Consider the following 23,450-nt stretch of genomic DNA (forward strand, 5'->3'; position numbering starts at 1 on the left):
TTAATCTGAGAACAACGCTCTTAGTTCAGTTGCATCTTTAGGGTCTAATTTACTAGCCAAAACTAAACTTAATTGCTTTCTACGTAAAGCTCCATCGTAACGTTTTTTCTCTAACTCAGTTTCTGGTTCAATTTGAGCAATTGGCACTGGTTTACCTGTTTCATCAACTGCAACAAATGTATAAATACCTTCATTTACTTTAGTTTTTTCACCAGATTGACGATCTTCTATCCATACATCAACGTACACTTCCATTGATGATTTAAAAGCTCTGGAAACCTTAGCTTCTACTGTAACAACGCTTCCTACTGGAACTGACTTCGTAAAAGCAACGTGATTTACAGATGCAGTAACTACAATTCTTCTTGAATGACGACGAGCAGATATACTACAAGCTCTATCCATACGAGCTAGTAATTCACCTCCAAAAAGGTTATCTAAATAATTTGTTTCTCCTGGTAAAACTAGATCGGTAAGTACCGTTAATGATTCTTTTGGTGCTTTAGCTCTCATCAATTAAATTTTGATGCAAAGATATACATAAAGCTAAAAAATAAGTAATTTAAAATGTGATTATTTAGCCAATAACCAAGCTTCTTCATTAACCGTTTCTTTAATCAATTCTAATGCTTTTCTAGCCTCTTGTTTGTCATTATAACTATTAAAAGAAACTTGAATTAAACCATAATTATTTTTTCCAATGATTTTCGCATCATAACCAAGCTCTTTTAATTCAACTAACTTATTTTCAGCATTTTCAACTTCTTGAAAAGCACCAGCAATAATATGAAAGTTATTTTCTTTAGCTTTAGTTACATTTAAATTAATTGTAGGTAATGGATTATCAATTACAAAAGTTGCAGACTGTATTTTCTTTTGTAATGACTTTTCTTGACTAGCTAATACTTCTTTTTGTTGTTTGTTTTGAATACCATTCCAACCAATATATGCAATTCCCACAACGGCTGCAGCAACCGCAGCTCTTTTTAATAAAGCAGGTGTTCTCTGTTTGTTATGTTCTGTAACTACTGGTAATGTTTTTACTTCTTCTTTAAATCTTTTTACTGCAGGACTTTCTATTTCTGCTAAACCAAAAGATTCTGTTAAAAAATTACTAGAGGTGTTTGGTTCAAAAACAACTTGTTTTGCTTCGTTTAAAGATAATGTTCCAACAGAAGCTACTTGAATAGTTTTAGATTCTAACTCTTTTTTCCATGTTGCTACTTCAGCAACAATAAAACTAGTTGCTTTTTCAAAAGAAATATTTTTGTTTGAAGCTATATAATTAGCCAATAAACCATCATTATGTTGTAAATACGAATTAAAAGTAATCTGCTTCTTTGGTGGAGAAAATGTGTGTGTAAAGTTATTCACTTTAGCACCAATCTTATTGGTTACAAAACCTCCAAAGTTAGGAACAATTACGCAATCGTATCTGTATAATAAATCGTTTATATAGTTGGCTAATGTCATAATAACAAAGATAGCTTTTTTAGTGATTCTTGTCAAGGTTCGTTTTAAAATTTATCAACAGTTTTTTTGTATCTTGATAATCAAAATATTGCTACATGAAAGATGAAAAATTAATAGCTATTCTTAGGCTTCAGGCTACAAAGAATATAGGCAGTGTCCTTGCAAAAAAGTTAATTACTACTACTGGAGATATTAAACAAGTGTTTAAAGAGAATAAAAAATCACTCCATAAAATAAATGGAATTGGTCCTCATATTACAACTCATTTATTTGATGATGAAAATTTAAAAAGGGCAGAGGAGGAGCTTAAATATATCCAACAAAAAAAAGTTGATTATTCTTATTTTTTAGATGATGATTATCCTAATAATTTAAAACATAGTGTTGATGCTCCTATTCTCATTTTTAAAGATGGTAATCTTAACTTAAATAACTCTAAAATTATCTCTATAGTTGGAACAAGAAACAGTACGTCTTATGGACGCGACTTTTGTAATCGATTAGTGGAAGAGTTAAAAAATTACAATCCAATTATTGTTAGCGGTTTTGCCTATGGTGTAGATATTTGTGCTCACAAAGCAGCCTTAAAAAACAACTTACAGACTATAGCCGTTTTAGCACATGGTTTTGAAGATATTTATCCAAAAACACATAAAAAGTATATTTCTGAAATAAACAAAACTGGTGGTTTTATTACCGAGTTTTGGCATAAAGAAAAACCGCAACGCGAAAATTTTTTAAAGCGTAATCGTATCGTTGCTGGGCTTTCAAAAGCAACTATTATTATTGAATCTGCAGAAAAAGGCGGATCCTTAGTTACCGCAGACATAGCAAACTCTTATAATAGAGATGTTTTTGCATTGCCAGGAAGAACTAGTGATATTTATAGCAAAGGGTGTAATAATTTAATAAAAAGTAATCAGGCTCATTTATTAACCTCAGCTGAGGATATTGTAAAAATGCTAAATTGGGATTTGCAAGAAATGAAAATACCTATCCCTATTCAAAAACAATTATTTCTGAATTTAAATGAATCGGAACAAAAAGTATATGATTTCTTACTACAAAACGGTAAACAACTTATGGATACGATAGCTTTAAAATGTGAAATACCTGTATATCAGCTTTCTTCTATATTATTACAAATGGAATTAAAAGATGTTGTAAAACCTTTACCTGGTAAAATGTTTGAAATAAACTAAACTTAAGTATTTTTGAAAAAACACTTTTAAAATGTCTTCAGAAGAAAAATTAATGTCTCAAAAAAAACCTGCTTTTCCTGTAACTGAAGAGTTACATACTTATTTAGCAGAACATAGTAGAAACATTAAGATTCCTATTTTTTATGATGATTTATTACGCTTCCAAGGTTCTGTAGTTGTATATGATAAAAACGATATAGATACACTTTGGGTACGTACATTTTATTCAGAGTTTGATCGTGAAGAAATTGATTTAAGTCTTAAAAAAGTATATACTATTTTACATTCTAACGGAAATGAAGAAACCATTCCTTTTTTAAATATTGATGCTATCGACTATTGTACGTTTGGAAATTCTAAACCTTTTCGTGTAAAAGTTCGTAATATTTTAAATGATAACTACACGTATTTTTATGTAAAAAAAACAGATGCTTCTCGTATTTATGGGCTGGAATTGGAGCATATTTTATCGCCGTATAACCTCAACTTTTTAGTATATAAAGACACCCTAATTGAAGAACATATTGCTGGAATTCCGGGTGATGTTTTTATTAAAGACTTTTTACCTAAATGTACTGAATCTGAAAAGGCTCAAATAGCAAAAGAATTTGTAAAATTTAATGAACGTTGTATGATTCGTTTACTAGGAGATATGCGCTCTTATAACTATGTAATTGTTCCTACCCACGATTTTGATCATGTGGTATATAAAATTCGTGCTATTGATTTTGATCAGCAGTGTTTTGAAGGTAAATTCAAAGTATACTATCCACAATATTTCAAAGAAAATTTTTCAATGGTAACCTTAGTAGGGCAGAAGCTAGAAGAAACTTCAATTAACCAATATAAAGTTGAAGAAAGGTCTATTGTAGCAAAACGTATTTTAAGTTCTGAAAACAGAGTAGATCAACTTATTTTCTGCATGAAAAATGATATTATTTCAACTGAAAAAAATATTAATTTATTAAAACAACAAATTTTCGATTTCACCAAAGATGTTCTTTTTAAAAAAAGCAATAATATGGGGCAAATATTAGATACAGCTCTTGAGTTTGTAAAACGAAATTATGAAAACATGAGAGTATCTTAATCTAAACTTTTTAATATAATATCTGAACCTGAGTACTCATTTGTAAGTTCCTTCCAATGACGCATTCTTGGAAGTATTATGCTGCCCAACTTAAATTCTCCCTCAAAAATTAAACGTTCTCCTTTAGTAGCGTCTTCAGGAAAAACCATTTCTAATCCAATAATTTTATGTTCGTTTTTTGAGATGTAAAGTATCCAATGTTTAGAGAATAATGGTTCTTGTAATTCTAAAGGAATTTTGTAGCTCTCTTTAGAGTTAAATATGGTTTCTTTTGCTACTCCAATTTCTTTTATTTCGTTTGTTATAGACATTGGAAGCCCTAACAAAGTTTTATAAAAACGCTGATATCTTTTATTTCTCTTTGGCTCTAATCGGTATTTTTTAATCTGTAAAGAATCAGTAGCTATTTCTCCATCTAACAAGGTTATACTGCCTTTTTGAGTTACTTTATGAGTTGAAATATGTTCATCTCTATTTCTTTGTAACTCGAAAGTATTTTCTTTATTATTCAATGTTACAATAGAATATCTGTATGGATTACCAACTCTTGGTTCTTGAATATGTATTGTAAAATTGGCATTATTCCATTCATTATTTTTATCATGATATTTACTGCTTTTTTCTAACAATAAACTTCCGTTTAATTTAGTTTCTTTTGTTTTACAATTAACAAAAGAGAAAACACAAAATAGTAGTATTAAAGACCTCATATGAAAGTTTTTATAAAGTAACTAAAAAAATAAATTCAGGCATACTAAAACACTGTTAATTTCTATTTTTCTTACTTCGAATACTTTCTATAATTACTGTAGCTAATATTAAACTTCCACCAAATAAAGTGTTCCACGTGGGAACTTCTTTTAAAAATAAAAAAGCTAAAATAATTCCAAAAATAGGTTGAACACTACTAATTATACTCGCTGTTGATACTGAAAAAAACTGTAATGAATGTACCATCAAACTATGCCCAATAGCTGTAGTTAATAAGGCTAATAATAACAAATAAGGTAATTGACTTTCGAAACCTGAAACATCCATAAAGAATAACACAGGAACTAAACAAATTGTAATAATTAATGTTTGATAAAACATTAACAATACTCCATCGTATTGAACAACATATTGCTTTAAAATTAAAATTCTAATTGAGTAACATAGGGCAGAGAGCAAGCCAAACAAAACTCCTTGTACATTAGAACTTTCTAGATTAAACTCTGGTGCTAAAATATAAACTCCTAGCAATACCATTAATCCAAGAACAATATATATTGGATTAAATTTTACCTTTAAAAACAACGGTTCTAAAAAAGCAATCATTACTGGAAATGTATACAATGATAACATTCCTATAGCTACACTCGATTTTTTTAAAGCATAAAAATAAGTAATCCAATGTACTGCCATAAATATTCCGCTAATTACAAACGGAACGATATGTTTTCTAGATTTTATAGAAACTTCAATCTTTTTAAATCTACAAAAAACATATAAAAATAGCATAGCAAATGCCGATCGAAACCAAACGATTACTTCTGAAGGCATGGCAATATATTTACCTAAAACACCTGAAGTACTAATAAAAAATGTTGCTAATAATAAGCCTGATAGGTTTCTAAAATAATTTTGATTATCACTCAAGGTTACATCTATTTACTGCAATTATAAGTAATTTTTACTTATGTTAGCCACTCTTAAAAAAACTATGATAACTAACTATATTTCTTACTTTCATTCTTGTTATAAAGCTGATAATAATGAAAATGGGATTCTTAATTTTTTTTCATCAAAATATGAAAATCAGTTTATAATAAAACCAGAAGAAGAGTTAATTAATAATCAATATCCAATTCAGTTTTTAACCAAAAAACAAGCAGAACAATGCTTGCAAACGTTAACCTTGTTTAAAAACGACAAAGAGTTATGGTATGGTAGTTTATTTTGTTTAGGAAAACGAAGAAATTTTAAGAAAAGGATTAATTCTATTACAGCCCCTTTATTTTTATATAAAGCTGAAATAATAGAAAAAGAAGACGATTTTTTTATAAAAATTGACCATCAAACAAGACAATTAAACATTGCTTTTTGTAAAAGCTTATTATATAAAACTTCTTTTGAAGATTTTTTAGTTGATGTTGAAACGTTTTTAGAATATAATTTACATCTTACTTTTGAAGCTCTTAATCAGTTTAAAAGATTACTAGAAAAACACGTTAAAAACTTAGAAATAGATACAGATTTTTTACTGTTCCCTAAACTTAAAAATCAGTCTTATCTAAAAAAAACACTTCAAAATATACAAGAAGTAGAAGAATTTAGTTTGGTAGCTAGTTCTGGTATTTTAATTTCTAGTAGAGCAAATAACATAAACGCAGTAGTTAACGAATTAGAACTTTTAAAAAATAGTACAGATTATTCTCAAGCCATTCAAGCTTTTTTCTCACACGTTCCTCAAGAACAGCCACACATAAACAATACTATTCAAATACCTTTATTGTTAAATGCTGCACAAGAACGTATCGTTCATAATGCTTCAAAATACAATAAATCAGTCATATTTGGTCCTCCAGGAACAGGAAAAACGTACACCATAAATGCTATAGCGCAAGACTATGTTAATAAAGGAAAAAGTGTATTAATCGTTACTAAAACACCACAAGCATTACAAGTTGTTTCTGATAAATTAATGGCTTCTAAAATAGGGGGTTTTGCTATTAAAGTAGGAGGGAACTACTATAAAAGAACGCTTTTAGCCAAACTTAGACGAATTAGTAGTGGTCGTTTTTATCGTTATAATCATAAAGGTGAAGCTATTAAAGCTAGTTTAAAACAAAATGAATTACATAATACTTTAAAATCTTTAGAAACAGATTTTACAGAAAAAACAACAAAGGAAATTGATCGTGTTGAAAAACTATTTTCCGATAGTTTTATACAAAGAACACTTTCTAAAATAGACATTAACTTTATCCGATCTTTCGAAACTGAAGAATGGGATATAATTCTAAAATATTTTGATACACTAAGCTTGTTTGAAAGAAAGGCTGATGAAGCACTTTTTAAAAACTTGATTAGTAAGATTAATATACATTCAAACAATGAATTAAAAAAACTAATTACATTAACAAATATATTAGAAACGGAAGAAAAGTCTTTAAAAAACCAACAATTACAAGGCTTGGATGCAACTCCTCTTACTCATTTTTTACCTGTATGGCTAGTTAAAATAGATGAGATTTCTTCTTGTTTACCTATGCAAAAAGATCTTTTTGATATTGCTATTGTTGATGAAGCTACACAGTGCGATATTGCTTCTTGTTTACCCATTATGCAAAGAGCTAAAAAAATAGTAGTAGCTGGTGATACTAATCAGTTACGCCATATTAGTTTTTTATCTAAGGCTCAAATGCATCGATCTCAAAAACAATATAATATAAGCGATCCTTTACGTTTTGATTATCGTAAAAAAAGTCTCCTTGACTTTACTTTAGAAAGCACTGAAAAAGGGAATCAAATTGTTTTACTTGATGAGCATTATCGTTCTTTACCAGATATAATACGCTTTAGTAATACTACATTTTACGGAGAAGCGCTTCGCATTATGACGCAAACTCCTGCAAACACACATAAACAAGCGGTTTTTTTACATAAAACATTAGGAATTCAAGAAGAAAATGGAGTAAATAATGAAGAAATAAACCTCATTATTAAACATGTAAAAAACATTGTTACTCAACAGAAAGAACTACATAAAAGTAAAGCTACAAGTATTGGTATCTTATCGCCTTTTAGGCAACAAACTTCTTTTTTAACAAAAGCTATTAAAGACGTTTTTACGTTACGGGAAATTAAAAAACATAAAATTAAACTAGGAACTCCGTATCATTTTCAAGGTGAGGAGTGTGATATTATGCTACTATCCATGGCGGTTAGCGATCAATCTCACTTTGCTAGTTTGAATTACTTAAATAAAGAAGACGTTTTTAATGTTGCAATTACCCGTGCTCGACACGAACAACACATATTTTACTCGGTAACTTCTCAAACGCTGCCTGAGAAATCGCTATTAAAACATTATTTAAGCTCTTTTGAGCAACAAATTTCTAAAGAGGTTACATCTTCTTTGAAAATTGAAGATGATCTCTTTAGTAAAGAAATACAGGCTTTCTTAAAAGAATTTCAAATCAAAATACATTTAGGTTATACAATTGCTGGCTTAAGTATAGATTTACTTTTAGAAAACAATCAAAATTACTTAGGAATTGATTTAATTGGTTATCCTGGAAGTTTTACACAGGCTTTTAACATAGAAAGATATCGTATTCTACATCGTGTTGGTATACAAATTATTCCTGTTTCTTATCTCTCATGGAAATATAGAAAAGATGAAGTACAGCGATTCTTAACTAGCGTTATCAAAAGTAAATTACCTCAACCAGAAGTTTTAATGAGAAGTTAGAAAAAATAATCTACAACAATAAAAGTAATTTTTATAAAGTTATAACCTGTTTTTTACTAGGAATAACAATACATATAGTAGTTCCTATATTTTCTACTGATTCAATTATTATCTCTCCTTTTAGCTCTTCTATTCGTGATTTTATATTCTTAATACCTATACCTTTTTTTGTGTTTTCTTTTTTAAAACCAACTCCATCATCTTCTATCTTTATCTCTATATTCTGTTTTTTAGAATAAATACTTATACTAACATTTTTCGCTTTAGAGTGTTTAATAATATTCTGCATAGCTTCTTGAATAACTCTATAAAGGTTAGTTTTTTCTTTTTCAGTTATAAAACTCCAAGAAAAATTTGGTTCAATTTGTAATTTATAATCAAAGTTTCCAATTACACTTTTTTTAATTAATAATTGCTCAACTAATAAAGTAAAGTCTACTAATTCTTTCTTTGTTTTATAACTTAATTTATGAGAAACATCTCTAATTTCTTTTTCTATTTCTTGAAGTTCCTTTAAAAAATGTTGATGCTTTTTAATTGTTTCTTTATCTCCTTTAATATTTAAAAAACCAAGACCAAAACGGGTTCCAAAAAGCCTTCCTAAAATACCATCATGTAATTCTCTGGAAATTCTATCACGCTCTTTATAAGTAGTTTCTACTTTTTGTAATTGGCTTTTATGTAGTGTTTTTCTTCGTTTTAATATAAAAAATAACGTACTTAAGCCTAAACCTAACAAACTACTAACAGCTAATAACCAACCAATAGTTTTTTGTTGTTTTTGATATACAATCTCTTCTTGTTGCTGTGCTTTTTCTGACCTTAAAATTATGTTCTCTTTTTCTTTCTTACCTGTTTCATATCGAATTCTAGCAAACTTATTTTTTATTGTTCTTTCTTTTTCAATTAAACTATCTCTTAATTTAATATATTTTTTAAAATATTCTTTTGCTTCTTCTCCTTTTGTTAATTCAGAAAGATTTTCTAAAGCTTCTAACCATTTTTTATTATGATGGGTTTGTTTAGCATACTTTAATGCTTCTAAAGAAGCCTGTTTTGCTTTGTTAATCTGTTGTAAATCACTATAAAAATTTGAAATATTTATATATGTAACTGGTAAATTATAAATATCTTTTATCTTTTTCCTAATAGTAACTACCTCATTATATTGTTTTAATACATTTTTTTTATTTCCTAATAAAAAATTACTCGCTGCCAAATTTTCTAATAGTAAGGCATAATGTAAAGGATATCTCTCTTTAATCTTGTTATAACTCATACCTAAATTAAAATAAGCAATAGCTTTTTTATGCTGTTGCCTTCTTTGATAGGAAAAACCTAAATTGTTTATTACATATAAATATGTAGATTCTGTATATGTAGTTTTCGTATTTAAGGCATTATACGATAATGCTTTTTCAAAATATTTTTTTGCATTTTCTTGATTTTCTAACTCAATAGAAACAATCCCTAAGTTATTATATACACTTTGTAAATACTTATACGATTTTATAGGTTCTAAATATTTAAGTCCTTTGATTGAAGTAACTTCACTCCCTAAATAATCCTTTACTTCTCTTTGTATATGTGCAATACTCAAAAGTCGTCTCCCTGCTTCTAAAGAATCACTAATTATCATAGAAACATCTTTAGATAAGTCATAATAATAACATGCACTATCTTTTTTATAATCTAATTCATGAAACATTGCTTTATATTGATAATACTTAGCTAGAAGAATAGAATCATTTGTTTGTTTATATAAGTTCAACAACTTATTCGTTGATTCTTTAAGTACTATGGTATCTTTTTTAAAATATGCAGCAAGACCTTTTTCTATAATTTTTTCTTTCTCTTGTGAAAAAACCACAGAATTAATAAATAAAAACAAAAAGAGCACATACTTTAATGTGTAGTGCTCTTTATTCGTTTTAATTTTCTTTATATAATTATTCATTTAGTAATTTAATATAACACTTGTTACTTAAACTTTCTGTAACGTTTGTAAAGCCTTATTTACCGAATCTATTTTTATAAATGTAATTAATAAACGTAGGCCGTTTTTAGTTTCCTTTTCTTTCATAACACAACTTTTCGGGTTGCGTTGTACATATTGTAACATTTTGGTAAATGCTTGAGTTTGGTAAAATGCACTTTGTTGATCTGATACAAAGTACCCAATCATACGTTTTTGCTTTAGTATCATCTTTTCAACACCCAATTCTTTAGCTAACCATTTTATACGAACACTGTCTAATAAATCTTGAACTTGCGTTGGATATTCACCAAAACGATCGGTAATTTGACTCTCAAACTCCTGTAATTCTTCTTCAGTTGTTAGAGTCGATAACTTGTTATACAAGCTCAAACGTTCGGTTACAGAATTCACATAATCATCTGGGAAAAGAATTTCAAAATCAGTATCAATTTGTACCTCTTTTACATATTCTTTTGGAGCGTTTTCATCTGTTGGATACAACTCTTTAAATTCATTTTCTTTCAACTCCTCTATTGCTTCTTGTAATATTTTCTGATAGGCATCAAAACCAATATCGTTAATAAATCCGCTTTGTTCACCCCCTAATAAATCTCCAGCTCCACGAATTTCTAAATCTTTCATCGCTATATTTAATCCACTTCCTAATTCAGAAAACAGTTCTAATGCTTCTATACGCTTACGAGCATCATCTGTCATCATATGATACGGTGGCGTAATAAAATAACAGAAAGCTTTTTTGTTTGAACGTCCTACACGACCACGCATTTGATGCAGGTCAGATAATCCAAAGTTATTCGCATTGTTTATAAAAATAGTATTGGCATTCGGTACATCCAATCCACTTTCAATAATAGTAGTTGATACCAATACATCAAATTCACCATTCATAAAACCAAGCATCAGCTCTTCTAACTTTTTACCTTCCATTTGCCCATGTCCAATACCAATTTTAGCACTTGGAACCAATCGTTGTAATAAGCCTGCTACTTCTTTAATATTTTCTATTCTATTGTGAATAAAAAACACTTGTCCTCCACGTGAAACCTCATACGAAATGGCATCTCGAATAGTTTCTTCGCTAAAGCGAATTACATTAGTTTCTATTGGATGACGGTTTGGTGGCGGTGTTTTTATTACCGATAAATCACGTGCTGCCATTAAACTAAACTGCAGTGTTCTTGGAATTGGTGTTGCTGTAAGCGTTAAAGTATCTACGTTTTCTTTAATTGTTTTCAACTTGTCTTTTACCGATACTCCAAACTTCTGTTCTTCATCAATAATTAACAGGCCTAAATCTTTAAATTTTATTTTCTTATTTGTTAGCTGGTGTGTTCCAATAACAATATCTACACTACCATCGGTAACTCCTTCTAAAACACCATTACGCTGTTTTGTGGTTCTAAAACGGTTTAAGTAGTCTATGGTAACCGGAAAGTCTTTTAATCGTTCAGAAAAGGTTTTAAAGTGCTGAAACGCTAAAATAGTTGTAGGTACTAAAACCGCTACTTGTTTTCCGTTATCTACAGCTTTAAATGCTGCACGTATGGCAACTTCTGTTTTACCAAAACCAACATCTCCACAAACCAAGCGGTCCATAGGTTGTTCTTTTTCCATATCTAGCTTTACATCTTGTGTTGATGTAAATTGATCTGGTGTATCTTCATATATAAAACTTGCTTCTAACTCATGCTGCATGTGCGTATCGGGTCCGAAAGCAAATCCTTTTTGTAGTTTTCTCTTTGCATATAACTGTATTAAGTTAAATGCTATATGTTTTACTCTTGCCTTGGTTTTTTGTTTTACTTTTTTCCAAGCTCCAGAACCTAATTTATATACTTTAGGTGGTTTCCCATCTTTACCGTTAAACTTTGATATTTTGTGTAATGAGTGAATACTTACATACAAAATATCACGATCGCCATATACCAGCTTTATCGCCTCTTGTTTTTTCCCTTCTACATCTATTTTTTGTAAGCCTCCAAATTTTCCAATTCCATGGTCAATATGGGTTACATAATCGCCAACATCTAGTTTTGTTAACTCTTGTAAGGTTATAGATTGCTTTTTTGCATATCCATTTTTTAGGCGAAACTTATAATAACGTTCAAATATTTGATGATCGGTATAACAAACAATTTTATTTTCTAAATCTACAAATCCTTGGTATAAAGGAAATACTATAGTTTCATAGGAAACTTCTTGGTCTCCATCATCAAAAATATCGTGGAACCTTTGTGCCTGCTTCTCATTTCCGCAAAAAATATAATTCGTAAATCCTTTAGCTGAAAATTCGTTAAAGTTCTGAATTAATAAATCGAATTTTTTATTGAATGATGGTTGTGGATGTGTATCGAAACTAACTTTTGTTTCTATTTCTGAAGTACCAATATTTACTGTTGTAAATTCTTGTAATTGATTTTTTATTAGTTCTCCATTACAAAATAATTCAGATGGTTCCGAATGGTTTACTTCTTCTGATAATTCATTAAATGACAGTTCTGCTTTTCTAAAAAACTTATCTAAATTTCCTGTAAGTGTCTCAACATTTTTTACAAAAATAGCTGTTTTTGAGGAGATGTATTTTAAGAAGCTTTCTCTACTTTCCTGTAATGCCTTGTTTTCTACATTTGGCATTATACTTACTTTCTTCAGTTTTTCTTTAGAAAGTTGTGTTTCTACATCAAAAGTTCGAATACTATCTATTTCATCTCCAAAAAACTCTATCCGATAAGGCTCATCATTTGAAAATGAAAACACATCAATAATTCCACCTCTTACTGAAAATTCTCCTGGTTCTGTTACAAAATCTACACGATTAAAATTGTATTCAAATAATACTTCGTTTACAAAATCTGGCGATACATTTTCACCTACCGAGATTTTTAGTGTATTTTTTTCTAACTCTTTTTTAGTAACCACCTTTTCAAATAGGGCAGTAGGATAGGTAACTATTATTGCTGGTTTCTTTCGAGAATTTATACGATTTAATACTTCCGATCGCAGCAATACATTAGCATTGTCTGTTTCTTCTATCTGATAAGGTCTACGGTAGGAACCTGGATAGAACAATACGTTTTTATCGCCTAATAATTGTTCTAAATCGTTTAAATAATAAGCAGCTTCTTCCTTATCGTTAAATACTAACAAGTAGGGTTTGTCTGCCTTTTTAAAAGTTTCTGATATAACAAAAGACAACGAAGAACCAACCAAATTCGTTATTTGAAAATGGTGTTGTTCTTGTTGAAGTGCACTAACAACCTGGTTTACGTTACCGGATTGTTGGTAATGATTTACAATAGTTTGCTTACTCAACCTAAAAAATTTTGAGCTAAAGTACGAGTATTATTTTTTTCTGATTTTAATTTTCATAAAATTCATTTTTTTTTTAACACCTTATTCAAATAACGAATTTAATTCTCCCATTTTTTTGTTATCCATCCCATATAAATTGACGTTTGAAAAAAGCGTACTGGAGCTTCAAAACCGGCTTCTATTAATAATTCACTTAATCTTTCTTCAGAGACTGCATTTAACTCGTTTTCTATTCGGTAAAATCGATTATTAATGTCTTCTTCAGTCAAATTATTTGGTAATAATTGTTTTAGAACTTGCAAGTTATCTTTTAGTTGTTTTTTAGTTCCGGTAATGTCTAATAATACAAAAGGCGCATTACTTTCTAATCTTTCAGCAATACTCTTTAATAAACTAAGTTTTGTGCCATCGTCTTTCATAAAATGTAGTACCAATAAAAGCGTAGCTGCACCAAATTTGTGTGTTTTTTCTACATCGCTAACTACCCCTTTTATTAAATTTACATTATTGTAGTTTTTGAGTTTTTCTTTTGCTTGTATTATCATTTCTGGAGATGGATCTACTCCAGTTATACTCCATTGTTTTGAGTTCTTAACAAAACATACTATTTCATTACCTGTTCCACAACCTGCTACTAATAAATCTTTATTTTTTGTTTCACTTAAAAGATCTGGTAACTTGCTTAAGAAATAACTATAATTGGGTATCCAAGCTCCTACAAATTCATTGTATCCTGTTGCTCTTTTATTCTCAAATACTTCTACTTTTTCCATGTTTAAAATTAATTATTTAATAGGAGAGGACATAGCTGTTTTACAACTATTTATGTAATAGTTTTTGTGTAGAGAAATTTGTTTATTTTAATATGAATCCGAGGAATTCTCTTGAAACACTTTTTATTATTTATTCATACTTTTTAAATAAAACACCTCTTTATAAAATTGTTAAGGCTTGTACATTAATATTTTAAATAACTTATATTCAGTATATTAGATGTAAAATAATTTATAAAAAAGAAAAATGAATAATCCATTTCAAATCCAACCAGAACTTCGGTATGGTGCTCCTGTTTGCGATGAAATACTTATTGGTCGATATTTTACTATTGGCTACTCTTGGTACTTTAGACAAGCTAAATGGACACTAGAAATTATTAACAGAAATAAGTATTTACTAACCAAAGCTGAACGTATGAATAACTTTCGCGCTGATACTAGAATTCCTAAGCGTTTTCGTGCTGGTTTAGATGCTTACAAGAATAGCGGATACGACCGTGGACACCTTGTGGCTAGTGCTAATAATGATATTCTTGAAATTCAGAATAGTGAAACTTTTTTACTATCGAACATGTCTCCTCAAAAACCCTATTTTAATCGCAGAATTTGGAGAAATTTAGAAGAAGCTATTAGAAAACTCAATAATAAACCTGAGATTTTAGAAACTTACGTGCTTACAGCACCTGTTTTTTATTTTGATAAAAAAGTTAAAACTATTGGTGATGATTCTAACGATTATGGCATTGATGTACCTATTCCGCATGCATTTGTAAAAAGTGTATTAACTGAAAATAATAAAGGTCGTTTATCTTTATGGACTTTTGAAATGGAAAATAGACAATTGAGTGGTGAATTAGAAGATTATTTAGTTGTTACGTATGATGTTGAACAAAAAGTTGGTGGACGATTTTGGGATCGTATTGATGGTGGTCATCTTCATAAGCAAAAAAAATATCCAAATCCAATGTGGGAATATTAATTGAATATTTCAAAAAATAAAGTTTTTAGCGTGGAACATTATTTATAAGAAATTTCTATTTTATTTTAAAATAAATAATAAAAATTGATGTTTTTTAAAAAAACATCTAAATTTAAAATCCTCCCTTTTTAAAAAGGTAAAAAACTAATTAAAAGTAGTTTTTAGAGTTTTATTATTTATTAACAACAAATCTATAAGTCCTTTTTTAAAACAAGCTTAAAACCTTTTAAAATAAGTCGGTTTTATTATTAAAAATTATACTTTTTAAAGTTTAAATAAATAAAATCAATTCTTATTTTTTAGCTAGATTTCTTAACTTTAATAAAAAAGTTATTGGTGACTTTTTTAAGATCCCTGCTTCTAAAGATTAAAAACTTATTAATTCTAAAAATATAAAAACATGGCAATATCAGATTTATATTCAAGCGGAAAACACAAACAAGAAAAAGGACATTTTGCAAGTATTGTTAAAATAGCAAAAGCTAATGGGATTATTTCTAATGGTGAGCAAAAACTATTAGATAGGGCTGCAAAGAAATTACACATTAATCAAGTAGAGTATGCTGAGATTTTAAAAAGTCCTGAAAAATTCCCTGTAAACCCACCTATAAGTTACGATGAACGTATTGAACGCTTATATCGTTTAACAAAAATGGTTTTTGCAGACGATCATGTTCATAAAGATCAGGTTATATTAATGCAAAAAATAGCTATTGCTTTACATTTTCCAATAGATAATGTTGAGAAAGTTTGCGATGAAGCTTTACACTTGGTATTAAATAATAATGACTTAGATAATTTTACAAACGCCATTAAAAAAGTAAACGCTATTTAAACAGATTTATACTAAATTCGCGCTAACCTAGTTATTATTATAAATCTACTATTAATGAAAAATAAAATTTTACTTATAGCCATACTTTGTTGTTCTTTAAATTTGGTTTCTCAAAATTTAAACGATACTTGGCAAATTGGTATTGGTATGGGAGTTACAAAATTTAGCGCTAGTGATGCTGCTTTTATTGGAGATGGATATCAGTTTCAAGTACCTGTGGTTAGTTTAACAATGCCTGTTGGCGAACGTTTTTCTATTGATGGTGCTATGTCTATAAACACTATTGATAATATTGGTTTAATTGAAAACTCAGCAAGTTATTTCTCGTTAGACGCGTCTTTACGTTATAATTTTGATGCCGTTTTAAATAATTTTAGTCCGTATGTTTTTGCTGGTGGAAGTGTTGTTGATTCTGAAAGAAAAATGACTCCAACGTTTAACATTGGTGCAGGTGGAATTTATTGGTTAACCGATACTATTGGTGTAAACCCACAAGTATTTTACAAACATTCTTTTGAAAGTTATGAGAGTATGCGCTCTCATATACAAGGAACTTTAAGTGTTGTATTTAGACTAAACTGGGGTAATACATCTGGTGGAAATTCTCCAACAAAATCTAATGCTTCTTGTTATTACAATCAGTTTTAAAAAAGTAATATTTATACAAATAAAAAAATCCGGTTTAAAACCGGATTTTTTTATTCTATGATAATTTTTCTATTGCGTTTTTTATTCTTTGCAATGTTGTTTCTTTACCTATCATTGTCATTATATCAAACAAATCTGGTCCTGCTAATTTACCTACCAAACTCAATCGAAGTGGTTGCATTACTTTACCAAAACCAATTTCTTTAGAGGTAATCCATCCTTTAATTTCTGTTTGAGCTGTTTCTATAGTAAAATCTTCAATGTTTGAAATTACAGCAGTTAATTCTTCCATTAACGCTCCTGTTGTTTCTTTCCATTGTTTTTTAGCTGCTTTAGCATCATATTCTGTTGGGTTTTGGAAGAAAAAACTTGATAAATTCCAAAAATCTGCAACAAATACTGCTCTTTCTTTTATTAAAGAAACTACTTTTTCTGCATAAGCTTCATCAGAAGTAATTCCTTTTTCTTTAAGAATAGGTAAATATAATTCTGTTAATTCTTTATCTGCTTTTTGCTGTAAATATTGCTGATTAAACCAGTTTGTTTTATCTGGACTAAACTTTGCACCTGATTTACTTACTCTACTTAAATCAAATGATTTTATTAATTCTTCTAAAGAAAATATTTCTTGTTCTGTACCAGGATTCCATCCTAATAAAGCAAGCATGTTTATAAATGCATCATTAAAATATCCATCTTCTTTATATCCTCTAGAAACATCTCCTGATTGTTCATTTGTATATTCTAATGGAAACACTGGAAACCCTAATTTATCACCATCTCTTTTACTTAATTTACCTTTTCCTACTGGTTTTAAAATTAAAGGTAAATGTGCAAATTTAGGTGCAGTCCAATCAAAAGCTTTGTATAATAACATGTGAAGTGGGAGAGAAGGTAACCATTCTTCTCCTCGTATAACATGCGATATTTCCATTAAATGATCATCAACAATATTTGCTAAATGATAGGTTGGCATTCCATCTGATTTAAACAATACTTTATCATCTAAAGTATTCGTCTCTATTTTAATTGTACCACGTATTTCATCTTGTAATATTAAAGTTTCATCTTGTGGTGTTTTAAAACGTACTACGTATTTTTCACCTGCTTCTAGTTTAGATGCTACTTCTTCTTTTGAAAGCGCTAATGAGTTTTGTAACTTTTCACGATTATGCCAATTATATATAAACGTTTTACCGTTTTCTTCATGATTTTTACGATGCGCATCTAGTTCTTCTGCAGTATCAAACGCATAATATGCCCACCCTTTTTCAATTAATTGATCTGCATATTCTTTATATAATTCTTTTCTTTCTGACTGACGGTATGGTCCAAATTTTTCATTTTTACCTGGTCCTTCATCAAATGGAATATTACACCATTCTAATGAATCAATTATGTATTGTTCTGCATTAGCTACATAACGTGTTTGATCTGTATCTTCTATACGTAATACAAAAGTTCCGTTGTGTTTTTTAGCGAATAAATAATTGAATAGTGCTGTTCTTACACCACCAATATGTAAAGGTCCTGTTGGACTAGGAGCAAAGCGTACTCTTACGTTATCAGTCATTTTTTTTTATTTGAAAGCGCAAAGATAGTTTTAATATAATCATAAAAAAAGCGAGCCTAAGCTCGCTTTATATTATTTGTATTGACAATATCCATTATAACAAAATGAATCCCATGGTGGACAATCGCTATCTTTAAAACACCTAATATGTCTCCATCCTCCACTAATTGTTTTTTGTTCTTCCTTATTTAGTGTAATACCTAAATTTGAAATGTTTTTTAACATGATTAAAAATTTTAAGATTAGTTAGTATAGCAATCTACTATTAAATAAAAATCTTAAGAGATTTTTTCCCATAAAAAAAGTAAGGATATACCTTACTTTTTAAAATTTATGATACAATCCAAAAGTTAGTGCTGGTTTCTTTGCAACATTTCTCCCTGCTAATGCTCCACCAAAACCTAAATTAACTCCTGTTTTATTGTTTATTTCTCCTATAAACTTCAATCCAAATGCAGCATAACTTTGGTTATTAACATACAATCCTGTTAATACATTTTGAATTGGTAAAGCAACATCTCCATTTTTTAAAGAAGCTACTCCATCTAAAAATCCTGCAATCCATAACCAATCAATTGCTTTGTATCCTATTTCTCCTCCAAGTTTATAATTACTACTATAATCATTCGTACGGATATCAAAACCTGTAGATGCTTGAATATACCATTTATCAAAACCTCTTCCAGCAATAAATAATGGTGTTAATGTCCACGCATCATAACCTGTTCGTAAACCCGAAGCATTTTCATAACTTCCTGTATTTGCTTCAACAGTTAATTGACCAGACAATAGCCATTTTTTATTATAAAAATTGTGCTTTATTCCTAGTTGAATATTTCCTAATGATGTTTTAGATTCTCCTATGGTTAATGATATTGGTTGAGCCAAACCTCCAGATTTCACCATTTTAAAAGGCACTGATGCTATTAATGTTGTTTTATCAGTCAGTCCATATTCACCATATAACTGTAGTGTATTGTCTGTGATTTTACGGTTTGTACTATAATCAGGATTTCCAAACAACTTATCGTAATTAGCAATCGTTGTAAACGATAATTGTACATATCCTTCATTCTTCTTTTTTGTCCATGGGCTTTGCGCTAAAAGATTTAAGGAGAAAAAGAATAAAAGTAAAATAGATAGTTTTTTCATGTTTAACGTTTTTAATTTTTTAATAAATAAGAATTTTAAAGTTTTAGTAGTTATTAATAATAAATTCTTACACATATCTTTAACAATAACTTACTTTTAAAAATAGTACTTTTATACTTGATATGGAGAAATTTAATATAATAGAGCAAAAATTACTACAATTTAGTAAGAAGTACTACACTAACGAATTAATAAAAGGAGGTATCCTTTTTATTTCTTTAGGTTTAATATACCTTTTTTTTACCTTATTTATTGAATATTTCTTGTGGCTTAAACCCAATGCAAGAACTATTTTATTTTGGTTATTTATTGTTGTTGAATTATTTCTATTTTTCCGTTTTATTTGTTTTCCAATTTTTAAAATTACTGGATTACAAAAAGGAATTTCTTTTGAAGAAGCTTCAAAATTAATTGGAAATCATTTTCCTGAAGTTAAAGACAAACTTTTAAATGTACTACAGCTAAAACAAAATAATGAAAACTCTGATTTATTATTAGCTAGCATTGAACAAAAATCTAGTGTATTACAACCTATTTCTTTTAATAAAGCTATAGACTTTAAAAAAAATAGAAAGTATTTAAAGTACGCTTTAATTCCTCTTTTAATTTGGTTCTTTACTTTTTTAACTGGAACTACTAGTAAACTATCGCAAAGTTTTAATCGTGTAGTAAATCATTCTGTGGCTTACACTCCTCCAGCTCCTTTTTATTTTAATTCAACTACAGAAAATTTAAAAGTTATTAAAGGAAAAGATATTACTGTGTATATTCAAGCAACTGGTGATGTTATTCCTCAAGAAGCTAAAATTCATTTTAATAATCAGCAATACTATTTAGAGAATGAAGGTAACGGACTTTTCTCTTATACTTTTATAGAAGTTCAAGAAGCTTTTAGTTTTTATACTAGTGCTAATACTATTAAATCCAATTCATTTGATGTATCCGTAATAAACACACCCTCTATTCAAAATATATCTTTAAACTTAAAGTATCCAAACTATACTAAAAAGAAAAATGAAACAATTTTAAACACAGGAAACATAAATGTTCCACAAGGAACAATTGTACAATGGGACATAAAAACAACTGAAACAGATAGTGTTAACTTAATTTTAAACAAAGAACGTTTTAATTTTTCTAAAAAAAACATAGCTGAATTTCAACTTAAAAAAAGAATTTTAGAAAGTATTAATTATCAAATAACAACTTCCAATAAAAACTTAAAAGATTACGAACAGTTACAATTTTCTATTGATGTTATTAAAGATGAATATCCAACAATTAATGTTAACTCTAACATCGATAGTATTAGTAGAGGTAATGCACAATTTGCTGGTCAGATTTCAGATGATTATGGTTTTAAAAAATTAGAATTGGTTTACTATGATAAAAATAATATTCAAAATACTAGTAACCGAATAATCAATATAAACAAAAACAATATTCAGAATTTCTATTTTGAGTTTCCAAAAAACCTTAATTTAATAGAAGGAGTTAATTACGAAATGTATTTTCAAGTATACGACAACGATGTAATTAATGGCAGTAAAAAAACGATTAGCAGAAAATTTTCTTATCGTCAAAAAACCACAAATGAAATTGAAAACGAACTTTTACAGGAACAACGTAATTACATTCAAAATTTAGAAAACTCATTAAGTAAGCAAGAGAAAAGTAAAAAGGAATTAGAGAAAATTCAATTTGAACTTCAGAATAAAAAGAATGTCAATTGGAATGATCAGAAAAAAATTAAGAATTTAATTAAGCGTCAGGATCAGTATAAAGAAATGATGCAACGTCAAACTCAAAAACTACAAGAAAATTTCTCAGAAAAAAAAGAGAAAAACGAAAAACTGCAGGATAAAAAAGAAGATTTAAAAAAGAGAATTGAGGAGCTTAAAAAGTTAGAAAAGCAACAAAAATTATTAGATGAATTAAAAAAGTTAGCTGATAAACTTAACAGGGAAGATTTAATTAAAAAAACAAAAGAATTAGCTGAACAGAATAAGCAACAGGAGAGAAGCTTAGAACGTATATTAGAAATGACTAAACGTTATTATGTTGAGCAAAAAATGCAGAAGATAGCTGATGATATTAATGAGCTAGCAAAGAAGCAAGAAGGTTTAAACAAAAAAGAAACCGCTAAAGAAGAACAGAATAAAATTAATAAAGAGTTTCAGGATATAAAAAAGAAGTTAAATGAATTAAAGAAGGATAATAATAAATTAAAATCTCCAATGGAAATTCCTTCTTTAGAAAAACTAACTAAAGAAACTCAAGAAGAATTAAATAAAGCCGATGATAATTTAGATAAAGGAAAACAACAAGAATCTAAAAAGAATCAGAAAAAAGCCTCAGAAAAAATGCAAGAAATGAGTCAGAAAATGCAAGACTCTATGCAACAAATGAGTGCTGATATGGAAGAAGAAAGCATGGAAGGTTTACGACAAATTTTAGAGAATTTATTAATTTTCTCTTTTGACCAAGAAGCCTTAATGAACATATTTTCATCTAGTAATTCTTCGCATCCTAATTTTGGTAAAAATCTACAAAAGCAACATTTACTTAAAAGCTATTTTGAACACGTAGACGATAGTTTATTTGTTTTATCAATGAAGGTTCCTAAGATATCTTCAAAGGTTCAAGATCAATTAGCATTAGCTCATTATAATTTAAATCAATCTTTAGAAAACTTCGCAGACAACAAATTTCAAAAAGGCATTTCAAATCAACGCTATGTAATGACATCTGCAAACACTTTAGCTGACATGTTAAGTAATACTCTTGACGCTATGAATAATCCTAAACCTGGAAGCGGAAAAGGGAAGGGGAAAGGAAAATCATTTAGCTTACCAGATATTATTCAAAAACAAAATGAGTTAATGAATAAGATGAAAAAGGGAATGAAGAAACAAAACCAAGGAAAACCTAAAGATAGTAAAGATGGAAAGAAAGGCGGAAAGATGGATGGTAAAAAAGGTAAAGATGGAAAGAAAGAAGGAGAAAGCGGTGAACAAGGTGAAGGTTTAAATGGTGAATTATATCAAATATATAAAGAGCAATCACAGTTAAGAGAACAATTAGAAAATGCAATAAAAGAAGGAAATGGTTCTAATGGAAAAGCTAAAAAAGCTTTAAAAGAAATGGAACAATTAGAAAATGAAATTCTAGAAAAAGGATTCACTCAACAAAGCATTAATAGAATGCAGCAATTAAACTACGAACTCCTTAAATTAGATAAAGCAACCTTTGAACAAAACCGTGATAAAAAGAGAAAATCAAATACTAATTTACAAGAATTTAATAACGGTACTTCTAAAGAATTAAAATTCAAAAAGCTGTTTTATAACCAAACAGAGATATTAAACAGACAATCACTACCTTTGCGCCAAAATTATAAAAAGAAGGTACAAGAGTATTTTAACCTTCCTAAAAACAAAAAGTAATCCATTCAATTTAGTATTTAAAACTATCTATTTTATTTATTAAATTGATTTATTACTGAATTAATGAATTAATTATCCTGATAAATAAAGAATGATTGACTTTAATTATGAAACCAATTTTCAATTAGAAAGTGAACAAAAAACTTCCAATTGGATTCAAAGCTGTATAGAAGAAGAAGGCTTTGAATTAGGTGAGATTAACTATATATTTTGTGACGATTCATATTTACACAAAATTAATATTGAATTTTTACAACACGATACTTTTACTGATATTATTAGTTTCGATTATACACTTGGAAAATTAGTGGGTGGAGATATTTTTATATCTATAGAGCGTGTAAAAGAGAATGCAGAACAATTTAATGTTTCTTTTGAAAATGAATTACACAGAGTTATAATTCATGGTGTTTTACATTATATGAAATACAAAGACAAAACAGAAGAAGAGAAACAAATTATGCGCGATAAAGAAAACAATTGCTTAAAAAATTTAAATAATAACTAAA

The 23,450-nt window shown here is 28.6% G+C and carries 18 protein-coding genes; 8 read left to right on the top strand and 10 right to left on the bottom strand.

The annotated features are described in order from the left end of the window. Positions 1-513 (bottom strand): acyl-CoA thioesterase, encoded by a 513-nt coding sequence (locus Q0881_RS01365; RefSeq protein ID WP_299156230.1) that lies wholly within the window; start codon positions 511-513, stop codon positions 1-3. A 60-nt stretch (positions 514-573) separates the two neighbouring features. Continuing rightward, positions 574-1,473, bottom strand: coding sequence for an SPOR domain-containing protein (locus Q0881_RS01370; protein ID WP_299156232.1), 900 nt, complete (start codon positions 1,471-1,473; stop codon positions 574-576). A 95-nt stretch (positions 1,474-1,568) separates the two neighbouring features. Here Q0881_RS01370 and dprA point away from each other — a divergent pair, with 95 nt between their 5' ends. Together dprA and Q0881_RS01380 are read left to right on the top strand one after the other, a co-directional pair. Beyond that, the gene (dprA, locus tag Q0881_RS01375) at positions 1,569-2,675 is read left to right on the top strand and encodes a DNA-processing protein DprA (protein WP_299156233.1); all 1,107 of its coding nucleotides are present in this window, start codon (positions 1,569-1,571) and stop codon (positions 2,673-2,675) included. 31 nt (positions 2,676-2,706) lie between these two features. Continuing rightward, the gene (locus Q0881_RS01380) at positions 2,707-3,765 is read left to right on the top strand and encodes a hypothetical protein (protein ID WP_299156235.1); all 1,059 of its coding nucleotides are present in this window, start codon (positions 2,707-2,709) and stop codon (positions 3,763-3,765) included. Here the strand turns inward: Q0881_RS01380 and Q0881_RS01385 are convergent. Both Q0881_RS01385 and Q0881_RS01390 read right to left on the bottom strand, forming a co-directional pair. Then, positions 3,762-4,475, bottom strand: coding sequence for a DUF6503 family protein (locus Q0881_RS01385; protein ID WP_299156237.1), 714 nt, complete (start codon positions 4,473-4,475; stop codon positions 3,762-3,764). The two genes, Q0881_RS01380 and Q0881_RS01385, sit on opposite strands and share 4 nt — an antisense overlap. 55 nt (positions 4,476-4,530) lie before the next feature. Further along, complete coding sequence (locus tag Q0881_RS01390) at positions 4,531-5,403, bottom strand: DMT family transporter (protein ID WP_299156239.1); 873 nt, start codon at positions 5,401-5,403, stop codon at positions 4,531-4,533. 64 nt (positions 5,404-5,467) lie between these two features. Here Q0881_RS01390 and Q0881_RS01395 point away from each other — a divergent pair, with 64 nt between their 5' ends. Then, the gene (locus Q0881_RS01395; RefSeq protein ID WP_299156241.1) at positions 5,468-8,221 is read left to right on the top strand and encodes an AAA domain-containing protein; all 2,754 of its coding nucleotides are present in this window, start codon (positions 5,468-5,470) and stop codon (positions 8,219-8,221) included. Positions 8,222-8,252: 31 nt separating this feature from the next. Here the strand turns inward: Q0881_RS01395 and Q0881_RS01400 are convergent, their stop codons facing one another. From Q0881_RS01400 to Q0881_RS01410, 3 genes are all read right to left on the bottom strand, one after another. Next, positions 8,253-10,178, bottom strand: a complete 1,926-nt coding sequence (locus Q0881_RS01400; RefSeq protein WP_299156243.1) for a tetratricopeptide repeat-containing sensor histidine kinase — start codon at positions 10,176-10,178, stop codon at positions 8,253-8,255. Between the two features lie 27 nt (positions 10,179-10,205). Beyond that, positions 10,206-13,532 carry a transcription-repair coupling factor gene (mfd, locus tag Q0881_RS01405; RefSeq protein ID WP_299156245.1) on the bottom strand — a complete coding sequence of 1,109 codons (3,327 nt, stop codon included), beginning with the start codon at positions 13,530-13,532 and terminating at the stop codon, positions 10,206-10,208. 98 nt (positions 13,533-13,630) lie between these two features. Continuing rightward, complete coding sequence (locus Q0881_RS01410) at positions 13,631-14,305, bottom strand: class I SAM-dependent methyltransferase (RefSeq protein ID WP_299156247.1); 675 nt, start codon at positions 14,303-14,305, stop codon at positions 13,631-13,633. Positions 14,306-14,552: 247 nt separating this feature from the next. On the opposite strand from Q0881_RS01410, the gene Q0881_RS01415 reads away from it, so the two are divergent. The 3 genes from Q0881_RS01415 (at position 14,553) to Q0881_RS01425 (ending at position 16,770) form a co-directional block, all read left to right on the top strand. Further along, the gene (locus Q0881_RS01415; RefSeq protein WP_299156249.1) at positions 14,553-15,287 is read left to right on the top strand and encodes a DNA/RNA non-specific endonuclease; all 735 of its coding nucleotides are present in this window, start codon (positions 14,553-14,555) and stop codon (positions 15,285-15,287) included. Between the two features lie 400 nt (positions 15,288-15,687). Then, positions 15,688-16,122, top strand: coding sequence for a TerB family tellurite resistance protein (locus tag Q0881_RS01420; RefSeq protein WP_299156251.1), 435 nt, complete (start codon positions 15,688-15,690; stop codon positions 16,120-16,122). A gap of 54 nt (positions 16,123-16,176) precedes the next feature. Then, the gene (locus Q0881_RS01425) at positions 16,177-16,770 is read left to right on the top strand and encodes a hypothetical protein (RefSeq protein ID WP_299156253.1); all 594 of its coding nucleotides are present in this window, start codon (positions 16,177-16,179) and stop codon (positions 16,768-16,770) included. Positions 16,771-16,825: 55 nt separating this feature from the next. Here the strand turns inward: Q0881_RS01425 and gltX are convergent, their stop codons facing one another. From gltX to Q0881_RS01440, 3 genes are all read right to left on the bottom strand, one after another. After that, on the bottom strand, positions 16,826-18,343 hold the full coding sequence (gene gltX / locus Q0881_RS01430; RefSeq protein WP_299156255.1) for a glutamate--tRNA ligase: 1,518 nt from the start codon (positions 18,341-18,343) through the stop codon (positions 16,826-16,828). 72 nt (positions 18,344-18,415) lie between these two features. Further along, entirely contained in the window at positions 18,416-18,568 is a 153-nt protein-coding gene (locus Q0881_RS01435; RefSeq protein WP_299156257.1) for a hypothetical protein, read from the bottom strand. Between the two features lie 99 nt (positions 18,569-18,667). Continuing rightward, positions 18,668-19,495: a hypothetical protein gene (locus Q0881_RS01440; protein WP_299156259.1), complete on the bottom strand. Its 828-nt coding sequence runs from the start codon at positions 19,493-19,495 to the stop codon at positions 18,668-18,670. A gap of 122 nt (positions 19,496-19,617) precedes the next feature. Between Q0881_RS01440 and Q0881_RS01445 the strand changes: the two genes are divergently transcribed. Together Q0881_RS01445 and ybeY are read left to right on the top strand one after the other, a co-directional pair. Then, positions 19,618-22,941: a DUF4175 family protein gene (locus Q0881_RS01445; RefSeq protein ID WP_299156261.1), complete on the top strand. Its 3,324-nt coding sequence runs from the start codon at positions 19,618-19,620 to the stop codon at positions 22,939-22,941. A 91-nt stretch (positions 22,942-23,032) separates the two neighbouring features. Beyond that, the gene (gene ybeY, locus Q0881_RS01450) at positions 23,033-23,449 is read left to right on the top strand and encodes an rRNA maturation RNase YbeY (protein ID WP_299156263.1); all 417 of its coding nucleotides are present in this window, start codon (positions 23,033-23,035) and stop codon (positions 23,447-23,449) included. Position 23,450 lies beyond the last annotated feature (1 nt).

The sequence above is a fragment of the uncultured Tenacibaculum sp. genome (assembly GCF_947494125.1).
GTDB lineage: Bacteria > Bacteroidota > Bacteroidia > Flavobacteriales > Flavobacteriaceae > Polaribacter.